The organism is Frigoribacterium sp. ACAM 257 (assembly GCF_007954365.1).
Classification (GTDB): Bacteria; Actinomycetota; Actinomycetes; order Actinomycetales; family Microbacteriaceae; genus Frigoribacterium.
Genome location: NZ_VOLO01000003.1, coordinates 13000 through 32984, shown reverse-complemented (window position 1 = coordinate 32984; position 19985 = coordinate 13000). Strand labels below are relative to the sequence as shown.

At 74.2% G+C, this 19985-nt stretch carries 21 protein-coding genes; 9 read left to right on the top strand and 12 right to left on the bottom strand.

The features are described from left to right. Positions 1-380: 380 nt before the first annotated feature. Together ES689_RS10025 and ES689_RS10020 are read left to right on the top strand one after the other, a co-directional pair. Positions 381-824, top strand: a complete 444-nt coding sequence (locus ES689_RS10025) for a hypothetical protein (RefSeq protein ID WP_146903773.1) — start codon at positions 381-383, stop codon at positions 822-824. A gap of 119 nt (positions 825-943) precedes the next feature. Continuing rightward, positions 944-1150, top strand: coding sequence for a DUF1508 domain-containing protein (locus ES689_RS10020; protein WP_146903770.1), 207 nt, complete (start codon positions 944-946; stop codon positions 1148-1150). A gap of 162 nt (positions 1151-1312) precedes the next feature. Here the strand turns inward: ES689_RS10020 and ES689_RS10015 are convergent, their stop codons facing one another. Then, entirely contained in the window at positions 1313-2170 is an 858-nt protein-coding gene (locus tag ES689_RS10015) for a sulfurtransferase (RefSeq protein WP_146903766.1), read from the bottom strand. 35 nt (positions 2171-2205) lie between these two features. On the opposite strand from ES689_RS10015, the gene ES689_RS10010 reads away from it, so the two are divergent. Further along, positions 2206-2859: a DUF4166 domain-containing protein gene (locus ES689_RS10010; RefSeq protein ID WP_146903763.1), complete on the top strand. Its 654-nt coding sequence runs from the start codon at positions 2206-2208 to the stop codon at positions 2857-2859. Continuing rightward, complete coding sequence (locus ES689_RS10005; RefSeq protein ID WP_146903760.1) at positions 2856-3821, top strand: epimerase; 966 nt, start codon at positions 2856-2858, stop codon at positions 3819-3821. Before ES689_RS10010 ends, ES689_RS10005 begins: the two co-directional genes overlap by 4 nt. A 685-nt stretch (positions 3822-4506) precedes the next feature. On the opposite strand, the gene ES689_RS10000 is transcribed toward ES689_RS10005, so the two are convergent. Beyond that, on the bottom strand, positions 4507-4761 hold the full coding sequence (locus ES689_RS10000) for a glutaredoxin domain-containing protein (RefSeq protein WP_123547970.1): 255 nt from the start codon (positions 4759-4761) through the stop codon (positions 4507-4509). 120 nt (positions 4762-4881) lie between these two features. On the opposite strand from ES689_RS10000, the gene ES689_RS09995 reads away from it, so the two are divergent. Further along, the gene (locus ES689_RS09995) at positions 4882-5634 is read left to right on the top strand and encodes a YoaK family protein (protein WP_223269525.1); all 753 of its coding nucleotides are present in this window, start codon (positions 4882-4884) and stop codon (positions 5632-5634) included. A gap of 30 nt (positions 5635-5664) precedes the next feature. Here the strand turns inward: ES689_RS09995 and ES689_RS09990 are convergent, their stop codons facing one another. Continuing rightward, positions 5665-6207: a 2-oxo-4-hydroxy-4-carboxy-5-ureidoimidazoline decarboxylase gene (locus ES689_RS09990; RefSeq protein WP_146903757.1), complete on the bottom strand. Its 543-nt coding sequence runs from the start codon at positions 6205-6207 to the stop codon at positions 5665-5667. Positions 6208-6309: 102 nt separating this feature from the next. On the opposite strand from ES689_RS09990, the gene ES689_RS09985 reads away from it, so the two are divergent. Continuing rightward, positions 6310-7239, top strand: a complete 930-nt coding sequence (locus tag ES689_RS09985; protein WP_146903754.1) for a carbon-nitrogen hydrolase family protein — start codon at positions 6310-6312, stop codon at positions 7237-7239. 93 nt (positions 7240-7332) lie between these two features. Beyond that, entirely contained in the window at positions 7333-8640 is a 1308-nt protein-coding gene (locus tag ES689_RS09980) for an amidohydrolase (RefSeq protein WP_146903751.1), read from the top strand. A gap of 18 nt (positions 8641-8658) precedes the next feature. Here the strand turns inward: ES689_RS09980 and ES689_RS09975 are convergent, their stop codons facing one another. The 5 genes from ES689_RS09975 to ES689_RS09955 form a co-directional block, all read right to left on the bottom strand. Next, positions 8659-9768, bottom strand: coding sequence for a BMP family protein (locus ES689_RS09975; protein WP_370512359.1), 1110 nt, complete (start codon positions 9766-9768; stop codon positions 8659-8661). Positions 9769-9900: 132 nt separating this feature from the next. Next, on the bottom strand, positions 9901-10617 hold the full coding sequence (locus ES689_RS09970) for a response regulator transcription factor (RefSeq protein ID WP_146903749.1): 717 nt from the start codon (positions 10615-10617) through the stop codon (positions 9901-9903). Beyond that, positions 10605-11852: a sensor histidine kinase gene (locus ES689_RS09965; RefSeq protein WP_146903746.1), complete on the bottom strand. Its 1248-nt coding sequence runs from the start codon at positions 11850-11852 to the stop codon at positions 10605-10607. Before ES689_RS09965 ends, ES689_RS09970 begins: the two co-directional genes overlap by 13 nt. 195 nt (positions 11853-12047) lie before the next feature. Then, positions 12048-14723, bottom strand: a complete 2676-nt coding sequence (locus ES689_RS09960; protein ID WP_146903743.1) for a phosphoenolpyruvate carboxylase — start codon at positions 14721-14723, stop codon at positions 12048-12050. Between the two features lie 88 nt (positions 14724-14811). Beyond that, positions 14812-15198 carry a hypothetical protein gene (locus ES689_RS09955; protein WP_146903739.1) on the bottom strand — a complete coding sequence of 129 codons (387 nt, stop codon included), beginning with the start codon at positions 15196-15198 and terminating at the stop codon, positions 14812-14814. Positions 15199-15279: 81 nt separating this feature from the next. Between ES689_RS09955 and ES689_RS09950 the strand changes: the two genes are divergently transcribed. Beyond that, entirely contained in the window at positions 15280-15876 is a 597-nt protein-coding gene (locus ES689_RS09950; RefSeq protein ID WP_146903736.1) for a GrpB family protein, read from the top strand. 32 nt (positions 15877-15908) lie between these two features. Next, positions 15909-16262, top strand: coding sequence for a DUF2200 domain-containing protein (locus ES689_RS09945; protein WP_146903733.1), 354 nt, complete (start codon positions 15909-15911; stop codon positions 16260-16262). 18 nt (positions 16263-16280) lie between these two features. Here the strand turns inward: ES689_RS09945 and ES689_RS09940 are convergent, their stop codons facing one another. The 4 genes from ES689_RS09940 to ES689_RS09920 form a co-directional block, all read right to left on the bottom strand. Further along, positions 16281-17024 carry an NUDIX domain-containing protein gene (locus ES689_RS09940; RefSeq protein WP_146903730.1) on the bottom strand — a complete coding sequence of 248 codons (744 nt, stop codon included), beginning with the start codon at positions 17022-17024 and terminating at the stop codon, positions 16281-16283. Between the two features lie 202 nt (positions 17025-17226). Further along, positions 17227-18783 (bottom strand): LCP family protein, encoded by a 1557-nt coding sequence (locus tag ES689_RS09930; protein WP_223269524.1) that lies wholly within the window; start codon positions 18781-18783, stop codon positions 17227-17229. After that, positions 18780-19646: a LysR family transcriptional regulator gene (locus ES689_RS09925; protein WP_146903724.1), complete on the bottom strand. Its 867-nt coding sequence runs from the start codon at positions 19644-19646 to the stop codon at positions 18780-18782. The genes ES689_RS09930 and ES689_RS09925 overlap by 4 nt, the downstream gene beginning before the upstream one ends. Beyond that, positions 19643-19945: a hypothetical protein gene (locus ES689_RS09920; RefSeq protein ID WP_146903721.1), complete on the bottom strand. Its 303-nt coding sequence runs from the start codon at positions 19943-19945 to the stop codon at positions 19643-19645. Before ES689_RS09920 ends, ES689_RS09925 begins: the two co-directional genes overlap by 4 nt. Positions 19946-19985 lie beyond the last annotated feature (40 nt).

Sequence of the window (19985 nt, the reverse complement as noted above, 5' to 3'; positions counted from 1 at the left end):
CGACTGGACGACCGCCTCCTCGCCTCGGAGGCGCCGGTGCCGGGGTCGAGCCGCGCGGGCGAGCCGTACGGCCGTGTCATCGGACGACGTGCTGGCGTGCTGGCGTGCTGCGCATCATGATGACATGTCCTCATGAGCGATGCACTGCCGTGTGGACACGATCGCATCATCCCGGCCGTGGTGCCACCAGCCGTGCCGCGCGGCACGCCCGCATGGTCGAGAGCCGAGCGTCGCCATGGTCCGCATTACATGTTTCTATCTATATCTACTTCTGCCGCACGAAACTGCAGTACGGTCGGCGTCAACGGTCCCGAGCTGACGATGGATGCGCCGTCAGCACGCGGCCGCTCCCCCGCCCTCCTCACGACCGGAGACACGACATGCCCTTCGAGCAGAAGTACACCGACGAGACGCGCGAGCAGTCCCTCGCCCGCGTCCTGGAGCGCCGCGAGGCGGAGCCCGGCAACCGCGCCATCATCCGCGAGACAGCCGAGCAGTTCGAGGTCGGCGAGCAGTCCCTGCGTGGCTGGATCCGGGCCTGGGAGAAGGCCAACGCACCCGCCGCGTCGGTCATCGCGGAGGAGGCGGCCGACACCGCCGAGGACGGCTCGGCCGTGAGGGACGACGCCGACGCACAGGACGAGCCGGCCGCCGCACCGGCGCCGCGCCGCGGTCGCCCGCCCGGCAGCACGAACAGCAACAAGGCCGGCGGCGGCGACCAGGCGTCCGCTGATCGCGTCGCGGAGCTCGAGGCCGAGGTCGCCAAGCTCCGTCGCGACCGCGACACCCTGAAGGCCGCGATCGGAGTGCTCGTCGGCGACTGACCAGCACCGGCACAGCCGGATCACGTCGTCGTCCCCGTGACACGGACGAAACACGCGCTGCCTATGCTGACGCGACGCGGAGCGCGCAGACGCCGCTCCCCGGACGCGAGGAGGACGCCATGGCCGGCAAGTTCATCGTCACCCAGGGCGAGTCGGGCGAGTACCGCTTCGTGCTCGCCGCCGCGAACGGCGAGGTGATCGCGACCTCGGAGGGCTACCGACAGAAGGGGTCCGCGCTCAACGGGATCGACTCCGTGCGCCGCACAGCGGTCGACGCGATCGTGGACGACCGCACGCTGGAGCCCTCGCCGACGCACGCGGACTGACCCGCGCCTCCTCCGCCCCTCCCCATTCAGGAAGGCGGGGCCTGAGCTGCGCGGCGGGGGGATTCAGCGTCCTGATCCGTGCACGGATCAGGAGAACGGCGGAGCCCGATCCTGGATGAGCACGTTCCTCGACCAGCTCGGCTCGGCTGCTCCCCCGACCGGTCAGCCGGGCTCGGCCCCCGTGGCGACGGGCCGATCGGGGTCGGACGACCACGCGCTCCACGACCCCGGGAACAACACGGGGGCGTAGCCGGCGACGGTCAACGCGACGGCGGCGTGCGCCGCGGTGACGCCCGAGCCGCAGTAGACCGCGACCGGCTCGCCCGGCCGGACGCCCGCCTCCTCGTATCTCGCGCGCAGCGCCTCGGGGCCGAGGAACAGGCCGGCGGCGCCCAGGTTGCCGGAGGTCGGGACGCTCACCGCTCCCGGCACGTGACCCGCGCGCGGGTCGACCGGCTCGACCTCGCCGCGGTACCGCGCCCCCGCGCGGCTGTCGACGAGGACGCCCTGCGACGGGAACGCGGCGGCCTCGTCCGCGTCGATCGTCGGCAGCTGCGCAGAGTCGAGCACGACGTCGCCGGGCTCCGGTCGGACGTCGCCCGCCTCGAGCGGCAGGCCGGCCGCCGTCCAGGCCCCGAGCCCGCCGTCGAGCAGCCGCACGTCGGCGAGTCCCGAGGCACGGAGCAGCCACCACGCCCGCGCCGCGGACTGGCCGCCCAGGTCGTCGTAGACCACGACCGGCTCGCCCTCGCGCAGCCCCCAGCTGCGGGCGGACCGCTGCAGGTCGTCCGGCGCGGGCAGGGGGTGACGTCCCTCCGTCGCCGCGAGGCCGTGCCCCGCGAGCTCGGCCCCGAGGTCGACGTAGACGGCACCCGGCAGATGGCCCTCGCGGTGGGCCGGCCTGCCGTCGGGGCGGTCCAGCCGCCAGCGCACGTCGAGGAGGCGCGGCGGACGATCGCCGCGGAGCGAGCGCTCCAGCTCGGCGACGGAGACGAGGGCGTGCGGCGCGGCGGTGTCCATGCCGCGAGGGTAGCGGCCGGGCCTAGGCTCGGGTCGTGCCCGACGTCCCTGCCCCGCAGTCTCCGTGGGAGGCCGCCGCGGGCGAGGCGCTCTCGGGGCTGCACCCGCGCCTCCTGCCGTACTTCCGGGCGATCCCGGCCGGATCGGTCGGACGCGGCCAGGGCGTCTTCGCCCGCGCGGGCACGCCGCGGCGCTGGCTCTGGCCCGTGCTGTGGGTGCTCGGCCGCCAGGGCGTGCTCTTCGCCGCGTGGCAGCACGACGTGCCCTTCGCCGTGACGAACCGGCCCGGCGTCGACGACTCGGGCGCTCCCCTGGTCCGGGCGGTCCGGACGTTCCGGTTCGCGTCGGGCGAGCGCCGCATGGTCGACGCCGTCACCGCGACCCCGTCCGGGCTCGTCGACCACCTCGGGCACCGGAGGCGCTGGTCGGCCGATCTCGTCGCGCACGCCCGCGACGGGGCCCTGACGATGACGTCGGGCGCGATGCGCCTCCGTGTCGGCCGACGATCCGTGGCGCTTCCCGCCGCCGTCTCGCCACGGGTCTCGCTGACGGAGGAGTTCGACGAGGCCGTCGGCCGTCAACGGGTCTCGGTGACCCTGGACGCGCCGCTCGTCGGCAGGATCTACGAGTACACGGGCCACTTCGACTACTCGGTCGAGCCCGACGACACAGGGGGAACAGCATCGTGACCGACCACATCGTCATCGCCGGGGCGTCCGGCTTCATCGGCCAGCACCTCGCCGCCGCGTGGCGCGCCCGCGGCGCCCGCGTCAGCGAGATCGGCCGCTCGGGCCCCGACGCCCGCTGGGGCGACACCGCCGCGATCACCCGCCTGCTCGACGGCGCCGACCTGCTCGTCAACCTGGCGGGCAAGAGCGTGAACTGCCGGTACGGCCCGGCGAACCGGGCCGAGATCATGCGGTCACGGGTCGAGACGACCCGGGAGCTGAGGGAGGCGGTGCTCGCCTGCGCCGCGCCTCCTCGGCTCTGGCTGAACTCGTCGACCGCGACGATCTACCGGCACGCCGAGGACCGCCCGATGACGGAGTCGACGGGCGAGCTCGGCCAGGGCTTCTCGGTGGACGTCGCCACGAGCTGGGAGCGCGAGTTCTTCGCCGGCGAGCTGCCCGGCACGCGTCGAGTCGCCCTGCGGATGGCGATCGTCCTCGGCGACGGCAGCGCCCTGGTGCCGCTGATGGCCCTCGCCCGGGTCGGCCTCGGCGGGCCGCAGCTCGACGGGCCCTGGCCGGCGACGAAGGCGCGACTCGCGGCCGGCACCCACCACCGCCAGGGCGCGGGAGGCGGTCGCCAGAAGTTCAGCTGGATCCACGTCGACGACGTCCTCGGCTCGATCGACTGGCTGCGCGAGCACGACGAGGTCGACGGGGTCGTGAACCTCTCGTCGCCGAACCCGAGCGACGACAGGTCGATGATGGCGATCCTGCGCCGCGCCGTGGGCATCCCCGTGGGGCTGCCCGCGACGCGCTGGATGCTCGAGCTCGGCACCGCCGTGCTGCGCACGGAGACCGAGCTCGTGCTGAAGAGCCGGTGGGTCGTGCCCGAGCGGCTGGTCGAGGGCGGCTACGAGTTCGTCCACCCGCACCTCGACGCGGCCGTCAAGCAGATCGTCGCGGAGCGCCGCCGACGCTGAGGGCCTCCCGGCCGGCCGGGCCGGGCCGGGGCGGGGCGGGCCGGGGCGGGGCGGGCCGGGCTGGGGCGGGGCGGGGCTTCCTACCGGAAAAGGGACGTCGCAGGCGTGGGCCCACGTCTGCGACGTCCCTTTTCCCCTGCATCGCGGCTCGCTGTCCGGCACGGCGCCGAGGTGGGGACGAGCACGGAGGCGGTGCGCGCCTCCTGCGTGCCGACCCACCAGCCGACGAGCCCGGGCACGGGGCACTCCGCGGGCGGCCTGGCGCTGCACGAGCACGGTGAAGCCGTAGGCGAAGAGCAGGGTGAAGAGCGGGAACGAGCGGTTGTCGACGAAGGTGCCGACGAGCACGTCGGCCACGTGGTCGCCGGTGCTGCCGTCGACCGGACGGGCCAGGGACCCCGTGACGCGGTCGGTCACGTAGTACACGCTGTTCGCGAGCGCGATGCCGAGCAGGGCGATCCCGCGGAGCAGGTCCGGGGCCACGAACCGGTCCGCCGCCGTGACGGGGCCGCTGTAGGCGACGGGGGCCCTGGTGGTGGCGGGCGCGAGCCCCGGGGCAGACCAGCTGCAGGAGGCGCGGGGACGGCCACGGGGACAGGATCCGGTGTCGAGGTCACGCCTCCAGCGTCGCGGCTCGGCGCCCGCCGCGCCTCAGCCGGTCGGCCGAGGTCGCTCCGGGCCGAGATCAGTCGAGCGGGAGCTTCGCGGAGAGCTCGGCGTCCGACGGCTCCACCAGGTGGCTGCCGTCCGGGAACACGACCACGGGGATCTGCGTGCGGCCGCTGATCGCGAACGCCCGGTCGGCCCCGTCGTCGACCGACTCGAGGTCGACGTAGTCGTAGGCCACGCCCTCGCGGTCGAGCAGCGCCTTGGAGCGGCGGCAGTCGCGGCACCACTCGGCGCCGAACATGAGGATGCGGTCGGGGGCTGCGTCGGACATGCGTCCATCGTACGCGCGGCACCTCCGGCACCTCCGCCGCGGCTGGCCGTCGCTCGACACCTGTCGCTCACGAGGGCCGGCCTCGATGGGATACTGGCGGCTCACCACGAGAGGACCGCCGTGAGACGACTGCGCGACGACCAGCCGAGGATGCACCTCGTCATGATGCTGACCCTGACCTTCTCGACGGGAATCGTCGACGCCGTCGGCTACCTCGGCCTCGACCGCGTCTTCACGGCGAACATGACGGGCAACGTGGTCATCCTCGGCATGGCGATCGCCCAGGCCGACGGCCTGCCGATCCTCGGCCCGGTCATCGCCCTCGCGACCTTCCTGCTCGGCGCGGCCGTCGGCGGCCGCGTGCTGCGCGGCGCACGCATCGGCTGGTCCGGACGCAGCACCGTCACGTTCTCGTGCACGGGCGCTCTCCTCGTCGGGCTGGGCGTCGCCTCCTTCGCGGTCACGCCCGAGGAGGGCACGCCCTGGGCCTACACGGTCACCGGCCTGCTCGGGCTCGCGATGGGGCTGCAGGCCGCCAGCGCCCGCCGGCTCGCCGTCGCCGACGTCACGACGATCGTCGTCACCTCGACCATCGTCGGGCTCGCGTCCGACTCACGCCTGGCCGGGGGCGACGGGACGCGGGCCGGTCGTCGCGTCCTCGCGGTGCTGGCCATCCTCGCCGGCGCCTCGGCCGGGGCGCTGCTGCTGAACGTCCACATCGGCGTCGGCATGGCCGTCGCCGGCGGTCTCACGATGCTGGTCGCGCTGGCGGGGCACCTCCTCCGGGCCCGACGTGCCGAGCTCGCCGCGGCGGCCGAGGCAGCAGCAGCTGAGGAGGCGGCGGCCACGTCGACCGGAGCCGTCACGAAGTAGGCCCCCGCGCGACCCGGCCCGTCGCGCGGGTCAGGCGACGGGCCGCACCGGCGACGCCGTCTCGGCGCCGCGGCCGGTCTCGGCGGTGCGGGAGGCGAAGACCTGGCGGAGGCGGACGAGGGCGATCTCGACCAGCTGGCCCCCCACCTCCTGCTTCTCGGCCTCGTCGTCGAGCTTGAGGCGACGGTCGAGCTCGGCGACGACCTCGTCGCGGCTGCGCCCGGCCGTGCGGATGACGAAGGCCCGGCCGAAGCGCTCCTCGTACACCGCGCCTCCCTCGGCGAGGGCCTTGACGACCTGCGGGTCGTCGGTCTCGTGGGCGGCACGCTCCTCGCGACGGCCGTACTCGTCGGCGCCGGCGTCGCCGGTCGCGGGCACGGCGACGAGGTCGTGCTGCTCGAGCGCCTCGTCGACCTCGTCCGGGGTGAGCGTCCCGCCCGCACGGCGCGCGGCGGAGAGGAGGGCGTCGACGTCGGCGAAGGGAGCCCGGCCGGCCACCTCGTCGACCCAGCGAGGCACGGACAGGGCGGTGGACAGCCGCTCGCGCAGCTCGCCTTCGGGGAGGTCGATCATGCCGTGAACTGTATCCGGCGACCGGCCGCCCGGCCTCCGCGACGCGGGAGCGGCCAGGTCACGGCCTCACGCCTCGGCCTCGGGCGTGGCTAGGTTGGGCGCATGCGCATCGCCCTCGCCCAGATCTGGAGCACCCGCGACCCGTCCCGCAACCTCCGCGAGGTCGAGAGGGCAGTCGAGGAGGCGGCGGGCGAGGGAGCCTCGCTGGTCGTGTTCCCCGAGGCGACCATGACGGCGTTCGGCTCCGACCTCGCCGCGGCGGCCGAGCCGCTCGACGGGCCCTGGGCCTCCGCCGTGCGCGAGCTCGCCGCGCGGCTCGACGTGACGATCGTCGTCGGCACGTTCACGCCGGGGCGGGACGGCCGGGTGCGCAACACGCTGCTCGTGGCCGGGCCCGCCGGCGAACAGCTCGCGGCCTACGACAAGGTGCACCTCTTCGACGCGTTCGGCCACGCGGAGTCCGACTCGGTGGAGGGCGGCGACGAGGCCGTGACCGTGTCCGTCGGCGGCGGCGACGAGGCCGTGACCGTGTCCGTCGGCGGCGGTCGCGGTGGCGTCGACGGTCGCGCAGCGGTCGTCGGCCTCGCCACCTGCTACGACCTGCGGTTCCCCGCGCTGTTCCTCGCCAACGCCGCGGCGGGCGCGGAGATCAGCGTCGTCGCCGCGTCGTGGGGCGACGGGCCGGGCAAGGTCGACCAGTGGCAGCTGCTGACGCGGGCCCGGGCTGCCGACAGCACGACCTTCGTCGTGGCCGTGGGCCAGGCCGACCCGACGGCGGTCGCGGCGGCGGCCAGGGCCTCCGGCGATGCCGAGACGGAGGACGCGGCGACGGCCGCCGCGGCGAGCGCGTCGCCGACCGGCGTCGGGCACAGCCTCGTCGCGTCGCCGTTCGGCGCCGTGGTCGCCGAGCTCGGCGCCGCACCGGGGATCCTCGTCGTCGACCTCGACCTGGACGAGGTAGCGGCGGCACGGCGCACCCTGCCCGTGCTGGCGAACCAGCGCTTCGCGGTGGCGAGCCGTCCGGGGAGCTGACGCCGCACCTCCTTCGTCGGGGTGCCGGGCGGCGGGCGGGCTGACGCCGCGCCTCCTCGTGGCGGTGTCGGTCGGCGGGCCTACGGTGGGGCCATGACTCGTTCGCAGCAGCCTCCCTCCGTCGTCGTCGCGATCACCGGCGGGCGCGTCGTGCCCGTCGTCGGCGAGTCGATCGACGGCGGCACGGTGCTGATCCGCGACGGCGTGGTGGCGGCGGTGGGCGCGGCCTCCGACGTCGAGGTGCCCGCGGGCGCCCGGGTCGTCGACGCCACGGGCCGGTGGGTGCTGCCCGGCTTCGTCGAGGCGCACGGCCACGTCGGCATCAGCGAAGAGGCCAACGGGCCCGTCGGCAACGACACCAACGAGATGACCGACCCGAACACCGCCGGGGTCAGGGCAATCGACGCGATCGACATCGACGACGAGGGGTTCCGCGACGCGCTCTCGGGCGGCGTCACGAGCGTCGTCGTCAAGCCCGGCAGCGGCAACGTCATCGGCGGGCGCACCGTGGCGATCAAGACCTGGGGCAGCCGCACGATCGACGAGCAGGTGATCAAGGAGGCGGTGAGCGTCAAGTCCGCGCTCGGCGAGAACCCGAAACGGGTCTACGGCGGCCGCGACGCCCTGCCGTCCACACGACTCGGGGTCGCGTACGTGCTGCGGCAGGCCTTCGAGGACGCCCGGTTCTACGCGGCGTCGCGGGCGACGGCCGCGACGAAGGGCGAGCCGTTCCGGCGCGACCTCCGTCTCGAGACGCTCGCCGACGTGCTCGACGGCAGCCTCGTCTGGGACCAGCACGTGCACCGGCACGACGACATCGCCACGGCGATCCGCCTGTCCGAGGAGTTCGGCTACCGCCTCGTCGTCAACCACGGCACGGAGGGGCACAAGCTGGCCGACGTGCTGGCCGAGAAGGGCGTCCCGGTGATCTTCGGGCCGATGCTCACCTCGCGCACCAAGGTCGAGCTGCGCGACCGGGCCATCTCGAACCTCGCCGCCCTCGCGCGCGCCGGCGTCACGGTGGCCATCACGACCGACCACCCGGTCGTGCCGATCAACTTCCTCGTGCACCAGGCGTCGTTCGCCGTGAAGGAGGGGCTCGACCCCGTCGTCGCGCTCGAGGCGCTGACGATCAACCCTGCGCGCATGCTCGGGCTCGACGACCGCGTGGGGGCGCTGGCACCCGGGCTCGACGGCGACGTGGTCATCTGGTCGGACGACCCCCTCGACGTGATGAGCCGCGCCGAGCACGTGCTGATCGCCGGCGTCACCGTCTACGAGTGGGATGCCGCTGCCGGCCGAGGGCGCACCGTCGAGCGCTCGGAGCGGTTCGTCGCGGCTGCCGCCGCGGTCGCGGGGCGCGGCGGGCGCACGCGCGGTCGGCGGGCCAGCCGGCCGTAGACCACGGCCGGGAGCCCCCTACGGGGCGTCGGGCGAGTCGACGGTGACGGTGCCCGCGACGATCTGGTCACGAAGGGCGTCGACCTCGGCGGCGAGGTCGGCCGGCACGCTCGACTCGAGGTCGTGGAACGGCGCCAGGCCGACGCCCTCGTTCTCGAGGGTGCCGACGTACGGCTCGTTCGTGAAGCTGTCGTCGGTCGTCGACACGGCGATCTCGCGCACGGCCTGCTCGGTGTCCTTGAGCACCGAGGTCAGCAGGATCGGGCGGTACGTCTCGGGCAGCGTGTCGTACCCGTCGTTGTCGACCCAGATGACGCTCACTCCCCCCGCGTCGAGCGCGGCGGAGGCGGCTCCCTCGCCGACCTGGCCGGCGACGGGCATGATCACGTCGGCGCCCTGGTCGATCAGCGCCTGGGCGACCTGCTTGCCCTTGTTGACGTCCTCGAAATCGCCGGTGAACGAGCCGTCGCGGGCGACCGGGTCCCAGCCGATCAGACGCACGGAGGCGCCGTGCGCGGCGTTGTAGGCCTCGACGCCCTGCGCGAAGCCGTCCATGAAGAGGGTCACGGGCGGCTGGTTGCCGCCGCCGAAGGTGCCCACCGCGCCGGTCCTCGAGACCCCGGCCGCGAGGTAGCCGGCGAGGTACGACGCCTGCGCCGTGTCGAACAGGATCGGCTTGACGTTGTCGCCCTCGACGGTCTCGTCGACGATCGCGAAGTCGACGTCGGGGTTCGCCGCGGCCTGCTCCTGGGTGGCGGCGGCGAGCTCGTAGCCGACGGTCAGGACGAAGCCGCAGCCGGACTCCACGGCCTGGGTGACGTTCGGCGCCAGGTCGGTCTCCGAGGTCGAGACGAGGACCTGGGCGGCGACTCCGTCGGCCTCCGCGGCCTGCAGGCCCGCCCAGCTCGACTGGTTGAAGGAGCGGTCCTCGAGACCGCCGGAGTTGGTCACCATGCGGGCGCAGTGCTCCGCGGTCGTCGTGTCGCCCCCGTCGTCCGACGGTGCCGAGGCGCACCCCGACAGCAGGACGAGCCCGGCCAGGCCCGCGACGGCCCCGAGGAGGCGCGGGCGGGCGGAGCGGGACGGGCGGGCGCTGGTGTGGACGGGCACGACGGCACGGGCAGACACGACGGATGACCTCCTGGACGGCGAGCGGACGCTGCTCTGCCGATGATCATGGCATCTCTCCCGTCGCGGCACGGGTCCGTGACGACGACCGAGCAGAGGCGGTGTCGAATCGTGACCTGGGGAGGCTCGGCGTCAGTCCTCCGGGAGCCCCGCCGCCCGGGCCAGCAGCGCGAGCTGCACGCGGCCGTCGACGCCGAGCTTGTCGTAGGCGTGGCCGAGGTGGGTCTTCACCGTCGCGACGCTGACGTACAGCTCGGCGCCGATCTGCGCGTTCGAGCGGCCGCGCACGACCCCGCGCACGACGTCGGCCTCACGGGCGGTGAGCAGGGCGAGACGGGACCGGGCCTCGTCGGCCGCGGCCGCCGCCTCCTCGGCACTGCCGTCGACCGGCCGCACGGGGACGGACGCGGTCGCGGCCCCGATCACGCGGTCGAGCACGCTCGGCGACAGGGTCGACCGGCCCTGCGCCGCCGCGAGGACCGCCGCCACCAGCTCGGCCGGCGGCGTGTCCTTGAGCAGGAACCCGCGGGCGCCGAGACGGAGCGCGCCGAGCACCATGTCGTCGGCGTCGAACGTCGTGAGCACGAGCACCGCCAGGTCCGGTCGACGCGCGAGCTCGAGCTCGGTCGCGGCGAGACCGTCACGGCGCGGCATGCGGATGTCCATCAGCACGACGTCCGGCTCGGTCTCGGCGATGACGCGCTCGGCCTCGACGCCGTCGCCGGCCTCGCCCACCACCTCGACGGACGGCTCGCCGCCGAGGATGAGGCGGAGGCCGGTCCGGACGAGCCTCTCGTCGTCGACGAGCACCACGCGGACCGGGGCGGCGCTGCGGGTCAGCGGGTCCACGGCAGCCTCGCCTCCACGACGTGGCGACCCGAGGACGAGTCGAGGGTCAGGGTGCCGCCGGCGAGACGGGCTCGCTCTGCCAGCCCGTCGAGCCCGTGGCCGCCGCGCACGGCACGTCCACCGGCAGCCCCGAGGGCGTTCTCCACCCTGACGACGAGCTGGCCCCCTGGACGCCCGTCGAGCGTCACCGTCACCAGCTGCCCCGGGGCGTGCCGGCGGGCGTTCGTCAGGCACTCCTGCACGATGCGGAACGCGTGCCGGCTCGTCGTCGTGGGAGGCGCCTCCTCGTCCGGGCCGTCAGCCGCGGCAGTGTCGCCGTGTCCGCCGGTCAGGGCAGCGGGGAGCGACGACTCGAGCTGGACGGCCATGCCCGCGGACCGCGCCTCGTCGAGAAGCTCCTCCAGCCCGGCCAGGGTCGGCTGGGGCGGAGCCGCCACCGCGCCGCCGTCGGGACCGGGCTCGCGGAGCACCCCGAGCACGTCGCGCAGCTCGGTCAGCGCCGTCCGGGCGTTCTCGCGGATGACGCCGGCGGTGGCCCGCGTCTCGGCCGCGTCGAGGTCGTCGCGGTACTCGAGGGCCCCTGCGTGCAGCGCCACGAGCGAGAGCCGGTGGGCCAGCACGTCGTGCATCTCGCGGGCGATCCGCGTGCGCTCGTGGTCGCGGGCCTGGGCCAGGCGGAGCTGCTCTTCCTCCTCGACGAGGCGGGCACGGTCGCGCAGGCTGCGCAGCAGCTCACGACGACCGCCGACGTAGAGGCCGACGACGACGATCAAGGCCGTGACGACGACGACCGCGACGAGGGTCTGCCAGAGCGGGAGGGCCGGCTCGGAACGGAACCACAGCACCTCGCCGAGCACGCTCGAGACGACGAAGGCGATCGCCGCGGGGACGATCTCGGCCGCCCGACGACGGGTCGCGAGCGACACGAGCATGAGCGACGCGGCGCACGACGCGAACGGCGAGATGCCCGCGAGGACGACGGCGACGAGCGTGAGGACGAGCGGCGCCCGGTGCCGGAGGGGCAGCAGCACGAGCACGGTGATCCCGACGACGACGTCGAGCAGCACGAAGAGAGCGAAGAACGGCTCGGCGTCGCGGGCACCGGTCGGGTCGCCGAACCAGACCGAGAGCGACACGACCAGGCCGAAGACGAGGGCGACGAGGAGCCGCCACGTCTCGCCCCAGGCACGGGCCCATCCACGGGGTCGGCCGTCCGGCCTGGTCTCGGTGCTCATGGTCCGAGGGTACGGAGGGGGCGCCTCCTCGGGGATCGACCGAAGGTCGGAGGTCGTCGCCCCGGCGGCTCGAGAACGGGCGCATTCAGCATGCAGGAAGTCCGTCGACGCCGTTCCTGCACCGTGCACGGCTCAGGAACATCGGTCCCCCCGCCGCGAGATGCAGGACCGATGTTCCTGAATGAGGAGAGAGGGTCAGCCCGTGTTCTGGAGGCCGGCCGCGATGCCGTTCACGGTGAGCAGCAGGAGGCGGTGGTCGGCGTCCGCAGGGTCCTTCTCGACCGAGCGGCGGATGCCCCGCAGCGCGCGCAGCTGCAGCAGCGACAGCGCGTCGACGTAGGGGCTCCGGAGGCGCACCGACCGGCTCAGCACCGGTCGCCCCTCGAGCACGTCGCTCGACCCGCTCGTCGCGAGCACCCACTCGCGGGTCAGCGCCATCTCGGCGAGCACCCGGTCGGCGAGGTCGTCGCGCTCGGCGAGGCCGAGGTAGCGACGGGCGATGTGGTCGTCGGTCTTCGCCAGCGACAGCTCGACGTTCTTGATCATCGTGCGGAACAGCGGCCACGCCTCGTAGGCCTCGCGCAGCACCTGCACGTCGCCGACCGCGGCGAGCGCCGAGCCGAGGCCGTACCAGCCGGCGAGGTTGATGCGGGCCTGGGTCCACGCGAAGACCCACGGGATCGCCCGCAGATCCTCGAGCGACTCGACCGAGAGGCCGCGACGTGCGGGGCGCGAGCCGAGCGCGAGCAGGCCCACCTCCTCCATCGGGGTGACCGTGGCGAACCAGGTCGCGAACCCGTCGGCCTTGACCAGGCCGAAGAAGGCGTCGCGCGAGGCGGCGTCCATCGCGGCGGCCAGCGGGGCGAAGCGCTCGGCGGAGGCGGCGTTCGCGGCGGCCGTGGACGGCGTCGACGCGTGCAGGGTCGCGGCGGCCATCTGCTCGATGTGGCGGGCGGCGATCACCTTGTTGCCGTAGTTCGCGAGGATCACCTCGCCCTGCTCGGTGATCTTGAACCGGCCCTCGACCGACCCGGGCGGCTGCGCGCGGACGGCCTCGTGGGCCGGTCCGCCGCCGCGGCCCATCGAGCCGCCGCGCCCGTGGAACAGGGTCAGCTCGATGTCGTTGCTGCGGGCCCACTCGGCGATGCGCGCCTGCGCGTCGTAGAGGGCGAAGGTCGCGCTGACGGGGCCGACGTCCTTCGACGAGTCGGAGTACCCGAGCATCACCTCGAGCTTGCGGCCGGTCGCGGCGAGACGGCGCTGCACCGCGTCGGTCCGCAGGGCCTCGTCGAGGATGCGCGTCGACGCCTCCAGGTCGGCGAACGTCTCGAACAGCGGGATGACGTCGAGCACCGGCGCCGCCTCGGCCGACCCGAGGGCGAGCTCGGCCAGCTCGACGACGTTCGCGAGGTCGGCCGACGACTGGGTGAACGACACGATGTACCGGGAGGCGGCACGACGCCCGAAGCGCTGCTGCAGCTCGGCCACGGTGCGGAACACGTCGAGCACCTCGACGGTCTGCTCGCTGAGCTCGCCGCCGGCCCGCGCCTCCTCGAGGGCCGTGCGGTGCACCTGCGAGTGCTGGCGCACCTCGAGCTCGGCGAGGTGGAAGCCGAACGTCTCGACCTGCCAGACGAGGTTCTGCAGCTCGCCGTTGGCAGCACGGTGGGCGCCGGCCGCGCGCAGCGAGGCCTGGACCGTGCGGAGGTCGGCCAGCAGGTCGTCGGGACCGGCGTAGGCGAGGCCCTCGACGCCGCGGCGCGTGGCGTCGATCCGCTCGGCAACGAAGAGCAGCACCCGGCGGTGGGTCTCGTTGGGCGAGCGGATGCCGATGCGCGAGGCTGTGTCGGGGTCGAGGGCGCGCTGCTGCTCGGCGAGCTCTCGGACGCCCGCGTCGGCCGGGGTGTCGGCCTCGTCGAGGGTCAGGGTTCCGCCGATCCGGCTCGCCGCGCGGTGCAGTCCGAGCAGCACGTGCTCGGACGCGATCTCGGCGGCCGCGCGGGTCACCTCGGCGGTGACGTGCGGGTTGCCGTCGCGGTCGCCGCCGATCCAGCTGCTGAAGCGCATGAAGGCGGGGGCCGCCACCGGCTGGCGGCCGGCCGCGTCGCCGTTGAGGCGGTCGTCGAGCACGCGGTAGACGTGCGGCACGACCTCGAACAGGGTCTGGTCGAAGACGTTCATCGCGGTGCGGACCTCGTCGAGCGGGGTCGGACGCGTGGTGCGCAGGGGCGAGGTGCGCCAGAGCACGTCGATCTCCTCGAGCAGGCGGCGCTCGGTCTCGAGCAGATCGGCGGTGCTCTGCGCGGCGTCGCGCTCGTCGAGCAGGTCGCTGATGCGGCGGATGGTGCTCGCGACCGCACGTCGACGGGCCTCGGTGGGGTGCGCGGTGAAGACGGGCTGGAACCGCAGCGTCTGCAGCCGCGCCGACGCCTCCTCGGCCCCCAGCTCGTCGACGAGCCGCTCGACCGCGGCGGGGAGCGAGTCGGCGCGTTCACGGCGGCGGCGCAGCACGCGGACGCGGTGGTGCTCCTCGGCGAGGTTCGAGAGGTGGAAGTAGACCGTGAACGCCCGGGCGACCTGCTCGGCGCGCTGCTGGTCGAGCCCCGCGACGATCTCGCCGGCACGGTCGACCGGCTCGGCCGAGTCGGTCTTGCCGGCGTGGCCCGCCGCGGCGTCCTCGTAGGCGGAGATGACGGCGGCGCGCAGGCGCTCGACGTCGGCCAGCAGGTCGGGGCCGCCGGCCTCGGTGAGCACGCGCCCGAGCAGGCTGCCCAGGAAGCTCACGTCGGCGCGCAGGTCGGTGTCGACCGCCCCCCGGACGTCGTCTCGGCTGGCTCCGTCGGGTCGCTTCGCGGTGTCGGTGTCGGTCACGGGACCATCATGGACGAAAGCGGGGGCTGATGACGCCGTGTTCCGGCTTCGGCAGGCAGCCGCCTTCGCCCGACGGCCCGGGCCTGCCTCAGAACCAGCGGTGCAGCAGCTGCTCGAGCACGTTCCTCGCGACGCCGACGGGGCCGCTCGCGGGCTCGCCGTCGTCCTTGCCGACCGCCCTCAGGAGCGCGGCCTGCGCCTCCTCGTAGTCCTCGGCGTCGTCCTCGTCGAGGTCAGCCGGGGCGTCGCTCCGGGCAGCCGCGAGCGCCTCGAGCTGGGCGACGCTCCACCGCATGCCGACGGGCTGCGGCGCGGACTCGATCAGCTGGTGGATCTCGAGGTCGGAGCGGCGGCCCCGCGGGTCGGCCGCGGCCCGGACGAGATCGGTCAGCCCCTGCAGGCTCGCCTCGGAGCTGCGCGCGGCCTGCACGCGTCGCGCCCGACTGCAGAGGTCGTACAGCAGTCCTTCGTCCATGGTCGCTCCCCCTCGAGTGGACCTCGATCATGGCAGGGGCGACCGCTGTGGCGCAGGTCGACCGGCTGCGAGGATGGCCGGGTGACCGACGAGACCCCCCTCCGCCGCCCGCGACGCCGACCCGACGTCACCGAGCTCGACCTCGTCGGCGGTCCCGAGGCCGTCGCCGTGACCTTGCACGAGCCCGACCCGCGCTGGCCCGACGTCTTCCGCGAGCACGAGCGACGCATCGTCGACGCCCTCGCGACGACCGGCACGCAGGCCGACGTCGAGCACATCGGCTCGACCTCCGTGCCCGGTCTGGCCGCCAAGCCGATCGTCGACGTCGTCGTCGCGGTCGACGACGTCACCGCCGAGGAGGACTGGCTCGACCCCCTGCTCAGCGCCGGCTACGTGCTGCGCGTCCGTGAGCCGGGGCACCGGCTGGTGCGCACGCCCGAGCGCGACGTGCACGTGCACGTGCACGTGCACGTGTACGACCGCGGGGCTCCTGCGGTGGCCGAGTACCTCCTCCTTCGCGACCACCTGCGCCGCGACGACGGCGACCGCGCCCTCTACGAGCGGACGAAGCGCGACCTGCTGGCCCGCCGCTGGGACGACATGAACGACTACGCGGACGCCAAGACCGACGTGATCACCGCGATCAAGGGCCGGGCGAGGGAGGCGCGCGAGGGCTGACGGGGACCGCCCCCGCAGCTACGCTGCCCCCCATGGACCGCAACGGCCGCATCGTCGAGACCGCGTTCGCCGACGTCTACCCGCTCTACGTCGCGAAGGCCGAGCGGAAGGGGCACACGAGGGCCGAGGTCGACACGGTGATCTCGTGGTTGACGGGCTACGACGCCGCCCGGCTCGCGGAGCACCTGGCTTCACGGACCACGTTCCGCAAGTTCTTCGCGGCGGCAGAGATGCACCCCCGGACGTCGCTCGTGACCGGCGTGATCTGCGGCGTGCGCATCGAGGAGCTCGACGACGAGCTGATGCAGCAGATCCGCCGCCTCGACAAGCTCGTCGACGAGGTCGCCCGTGGACGCGCCATGTCGAAGGTGTTGCGCGAGGGCTGACGCGGCCGACCGAGCTCGCTAGCCGAGGCTGCCCGTCGTGAGCCGGCGCAGCGCGGCCCACTGCAGCAGCATGATCGTCTTGCCGTCGACGATCCGGCCGTCGTCGACCATGGCCAGCGCCTCGGCGAAGGTCAGCTCGAGCACCTCGATCTCCTCGCCCTCGTCGGCCACTCCCCCGCCGGCGCTCGTCCGGTCGGCCGGGCTGTACTCGGCGGCGTAGAAGTGCACCCGCTCGGTGACGGATCCAGGGCTCATGTACGCGTCGAACACGTGCGTAAGCGCGCCGACCTCGACGCCCAGCTCCTCGCTCGCCTCGCGCCGGATCGCCGTCTCCGGGTCGTCCTCGTCGAGCAGCCCGGCTGCGGTCTCGACGAGCATGCCGTCGGCGTGGCCGTTGACGTAGGCGGGGAACCGGAACTGCCGGGTCAGGAGAACGGTGTCGCGGGCCGGGTCGACCAGCAGGATCGTCGCGCCGTTGCCGCGGTCGTAGGTCTCGCGCTGCTGCGTCGACCAGGTGCCGTCGCGGCCGCGGACGTCGAACGTGGTGCGCCGCAGCACGTGCCAGCCGTCGGAGCTCACCTCGACGTCGCGCACGACGACGTCGGGGTTGCCGTCGAGGTCGCGCCCGATCGCGTCGAGGCCGGTGCGGCCTCGCCCGTCGGGCCGGTCCCGCTCGCCGGGGGCCGGAGGACGCTCGAGCGGGCCCGGGCCCGGGCCCGGGCTCGGGGTCGGGGTCGGGGTCGTGGGCGGGGTCTTGGACATGGACATGGCGCTCCTCCGTGGGGCAGGTGGAGGACCTCACTCTAGGAGGCGGCGCGCGACCGGACGGAGCCGGTTGACTGGACAGCATGAAGACGATGATCGTCACCGCCCATCCTGACCCCGAGTCGCTCACGTCCGGCATCGCCGAGCTGGTGCGGGGGCCCAGGTGGCTGCTGCCGTGCGGGGATCCTGACCCCACCGTCTAGTTGATGCAGGCGCCCGCCGCGTAGGTGGTGCCGCCAGGGGCCGGCGAGGGCGCGGGCGTGCCCTCGCCCGCCTCCTCGGGAGCGGCGGCCGGCACCGACGACGCGGGCGGGTCGGACGCGGGTGCGTCGAGCACCGGCGCTTCCGGCGCTGCGGCGTCCGCCCCGGTCCGCACCGCCACGCCGTCCGTGCCGAGCACGAGCGTCACGCCGGTCGCCGAGGGGTCGACCACGGGCACGGCCCCCGGGACCGCCTCGACGACCGCCTTCGCCGCCCCCTCGGACCCGGCCTGGTACCGCACTGTGGTGGTCGTCGTGACGTCCGCCGACCCGGGCTCGCCGACGTCGAAGCCGAGCGACGCGAGGCCCTCGCTCGCCTCCGCCGCCGCGCCGCCGCGGCCGCTGCCGTTCGTCACGACGAGCTGCGTGCTCGACGGTGCCGCAGCTGGCGTGTCCGTGTACGCGGCGGGCAGGCCGACGAGCCCCTGGACGAAGACGGGCATCGCCGCGAAGTCGACCTGCACGATGCTCACCGCGCTCCCGCCCACCCGGATGGTCGGCGTGCCGAGCACGGGGATGGTCGCCGAGGTGATCGCGTCCGGCCGGAGGTGGCGGAGCTGTCCCGCGAGCTGGACGAAGTCGAGGTCCGCGTCGGTCTCCATCGAGCCGCTGACGGCGTCGAGAACGCGTCCGAGCTTCACGGGGTTGAGGAGCGTCCCGGCCGACAGCAGCTGCCGCGCCTCCATGCTGAGGAAGTACTGCTGCCGCACCTGCCGGTCGAGGTCGCCCCGGGGCAGCCCGTGGCGCTGGCGCACGAAGGCGAGCGCCTGGCTCGCGTCGAGGGAGCTGACGCCAGCGGGCAGGTCCACGCCCGACCAGCGGTCCTTCACGGCCTGGTTCAGGCAGACCTCGACGGGCCCGAGGGCCTCGACGACGTCGTAGAACCCCAGCAGCGAGACCCGCACGTAGTGGTCGATGCGAAGTCCGGAGAGCTGCTCGACGGTCTGCACGAGGAGGCGCGCCCCGGCCGCGTCGTCGCCGCCTCCGTCGCGCTTGCCCAGCGCGAACGCCGCGTTGAGCTTGTTCTCGCCGTGCCCCGGGACGGGCACCCACGAGTCGCGCGGGAACGAGATCATCGTCGCGCTCGCGCCGTCCGCTGGCACGTGCAGCACGATCATGGTGTCGGTGTTCTCGGCACCGCCGTCGTCCTGGGTGCTGATCTTCGCCAGGTCCTCGGCAGTCGCACCGGCGGGTCGGTGGTCGTCGCCGACGAGGAGGATGTTCTGCGCGGTCCCGTCGAGATCGACCTCGTCGTCCGTCCCGCCGTCGCGAGGGGAGATGGCGTCGACCCTGGTGACGCCTCCGCTGAAGCGCTGGTAGCTCGTCGCCGCGTACCCGGCCATCACGACCAGGAGGCCCACCAGCACACCGGCGGCCACCGGAACGACGCGCGGGGCGGGGCGGCGACGACGACGGGCGTGGCGCGGGGTCGGAGGCAGCGCCTCCTCGGCTCGCCTCGCCCTCGACGTGCGCCACGAGCCGCCGACGCGCCTCACGAGGACACCTCGCCCTCACGACCACGGCGCGGACCTGCGTTCTCGAGGATGAGGTCCGACAACGCCTGCACGGCACGCGAACGAGGCCCCGGACGAGTGACGAGGACGTACTCGGCGCGACCTGGATCGGGGAGGTGCGGGACGACCACGAGCGGCGGCGGCAGCAGCGACCGGCTGTGCACGATGTAGCCGAGACCGGCGATCGCGGCGGCTCGGAGTCCCGCCAGGTCGTCCGTGACGCAGCTGATCCGGTGCCCGAGCGCTGCCCGCTCCAGGGCGGCGAGACCGGCCTGGCGGGTGATGCTCGGCGGCGGGTACGCGACGACGGGCACCGGCTCGCCGGGACCGAGCGGCTCGCTCTCCCGCCCGGCCCAGACGAGGTCGTCGTCGAACACGAGCGTGCCGTGCCGTTCGCCGGGCCGGCGCTTGATGAACGCGAGGTCGACCTGCGAGATGCGCGTCTGCTGGTGCAGGTTCTCGCTCAGCCCGACCCGCAGGTCGAGATCGACGCGGGGGTGCTGCCGCCAGAACTGGCGGAGCAGGTCGGGGAACGTCTCGGTCATGATGTCCTCCGACACCCCGAAGCGGACGTGGCCCGTCAGCTCGTCCCCGCCGAACCAGTTCTCGGCGACCTCGATGCTGTCGAGGATCTCGTGGGCGAACCCGACCAGCGCCTGCCCGTCGCTCGTCAGCTCGACCCGGTGCGAGTCCCGGTCGAGGAGGCGGCGGCCGACCTGCGCCTCGAGCCGCTGCACGTGCCCGCTGACGGTCGACTGCCGCGTGCCGAGCTCGCGGGCCGCGGCGCTGAAGCCGCCGCTGCGGGCCACGACGACGAAGGTCCGGAGCAGCGCCGGGTCGATCACGCGCCGCTCCCCTCGTCGGCCGCCCGTCGGGCGGGCGTCCGTCCCCGGGTCCAGAACCAGAGCAGCACGCCGGCCACGGGGACGCCCATCACGACCCGCCGCCAGGCCGTCCGCTGCCGGGCGCACATCCAGTCCGAGCCGCCGATCTCGCGCAGGGCGACGACCCCGGCGACCAGCGTCACGACGACTGCCAGCACGACGAGCGCCGGGAAGAAGAAGGAGGAGGTCAGCGGACTGTGGGCCGACGGGCTCGCGTCGAGGGCGACGATCGCGCGTCCGAGGGCGTGGAGAGGCGTCATCGGTCCACCGTAGGCAGGGCCCGGCGATCAGTCGACCGGG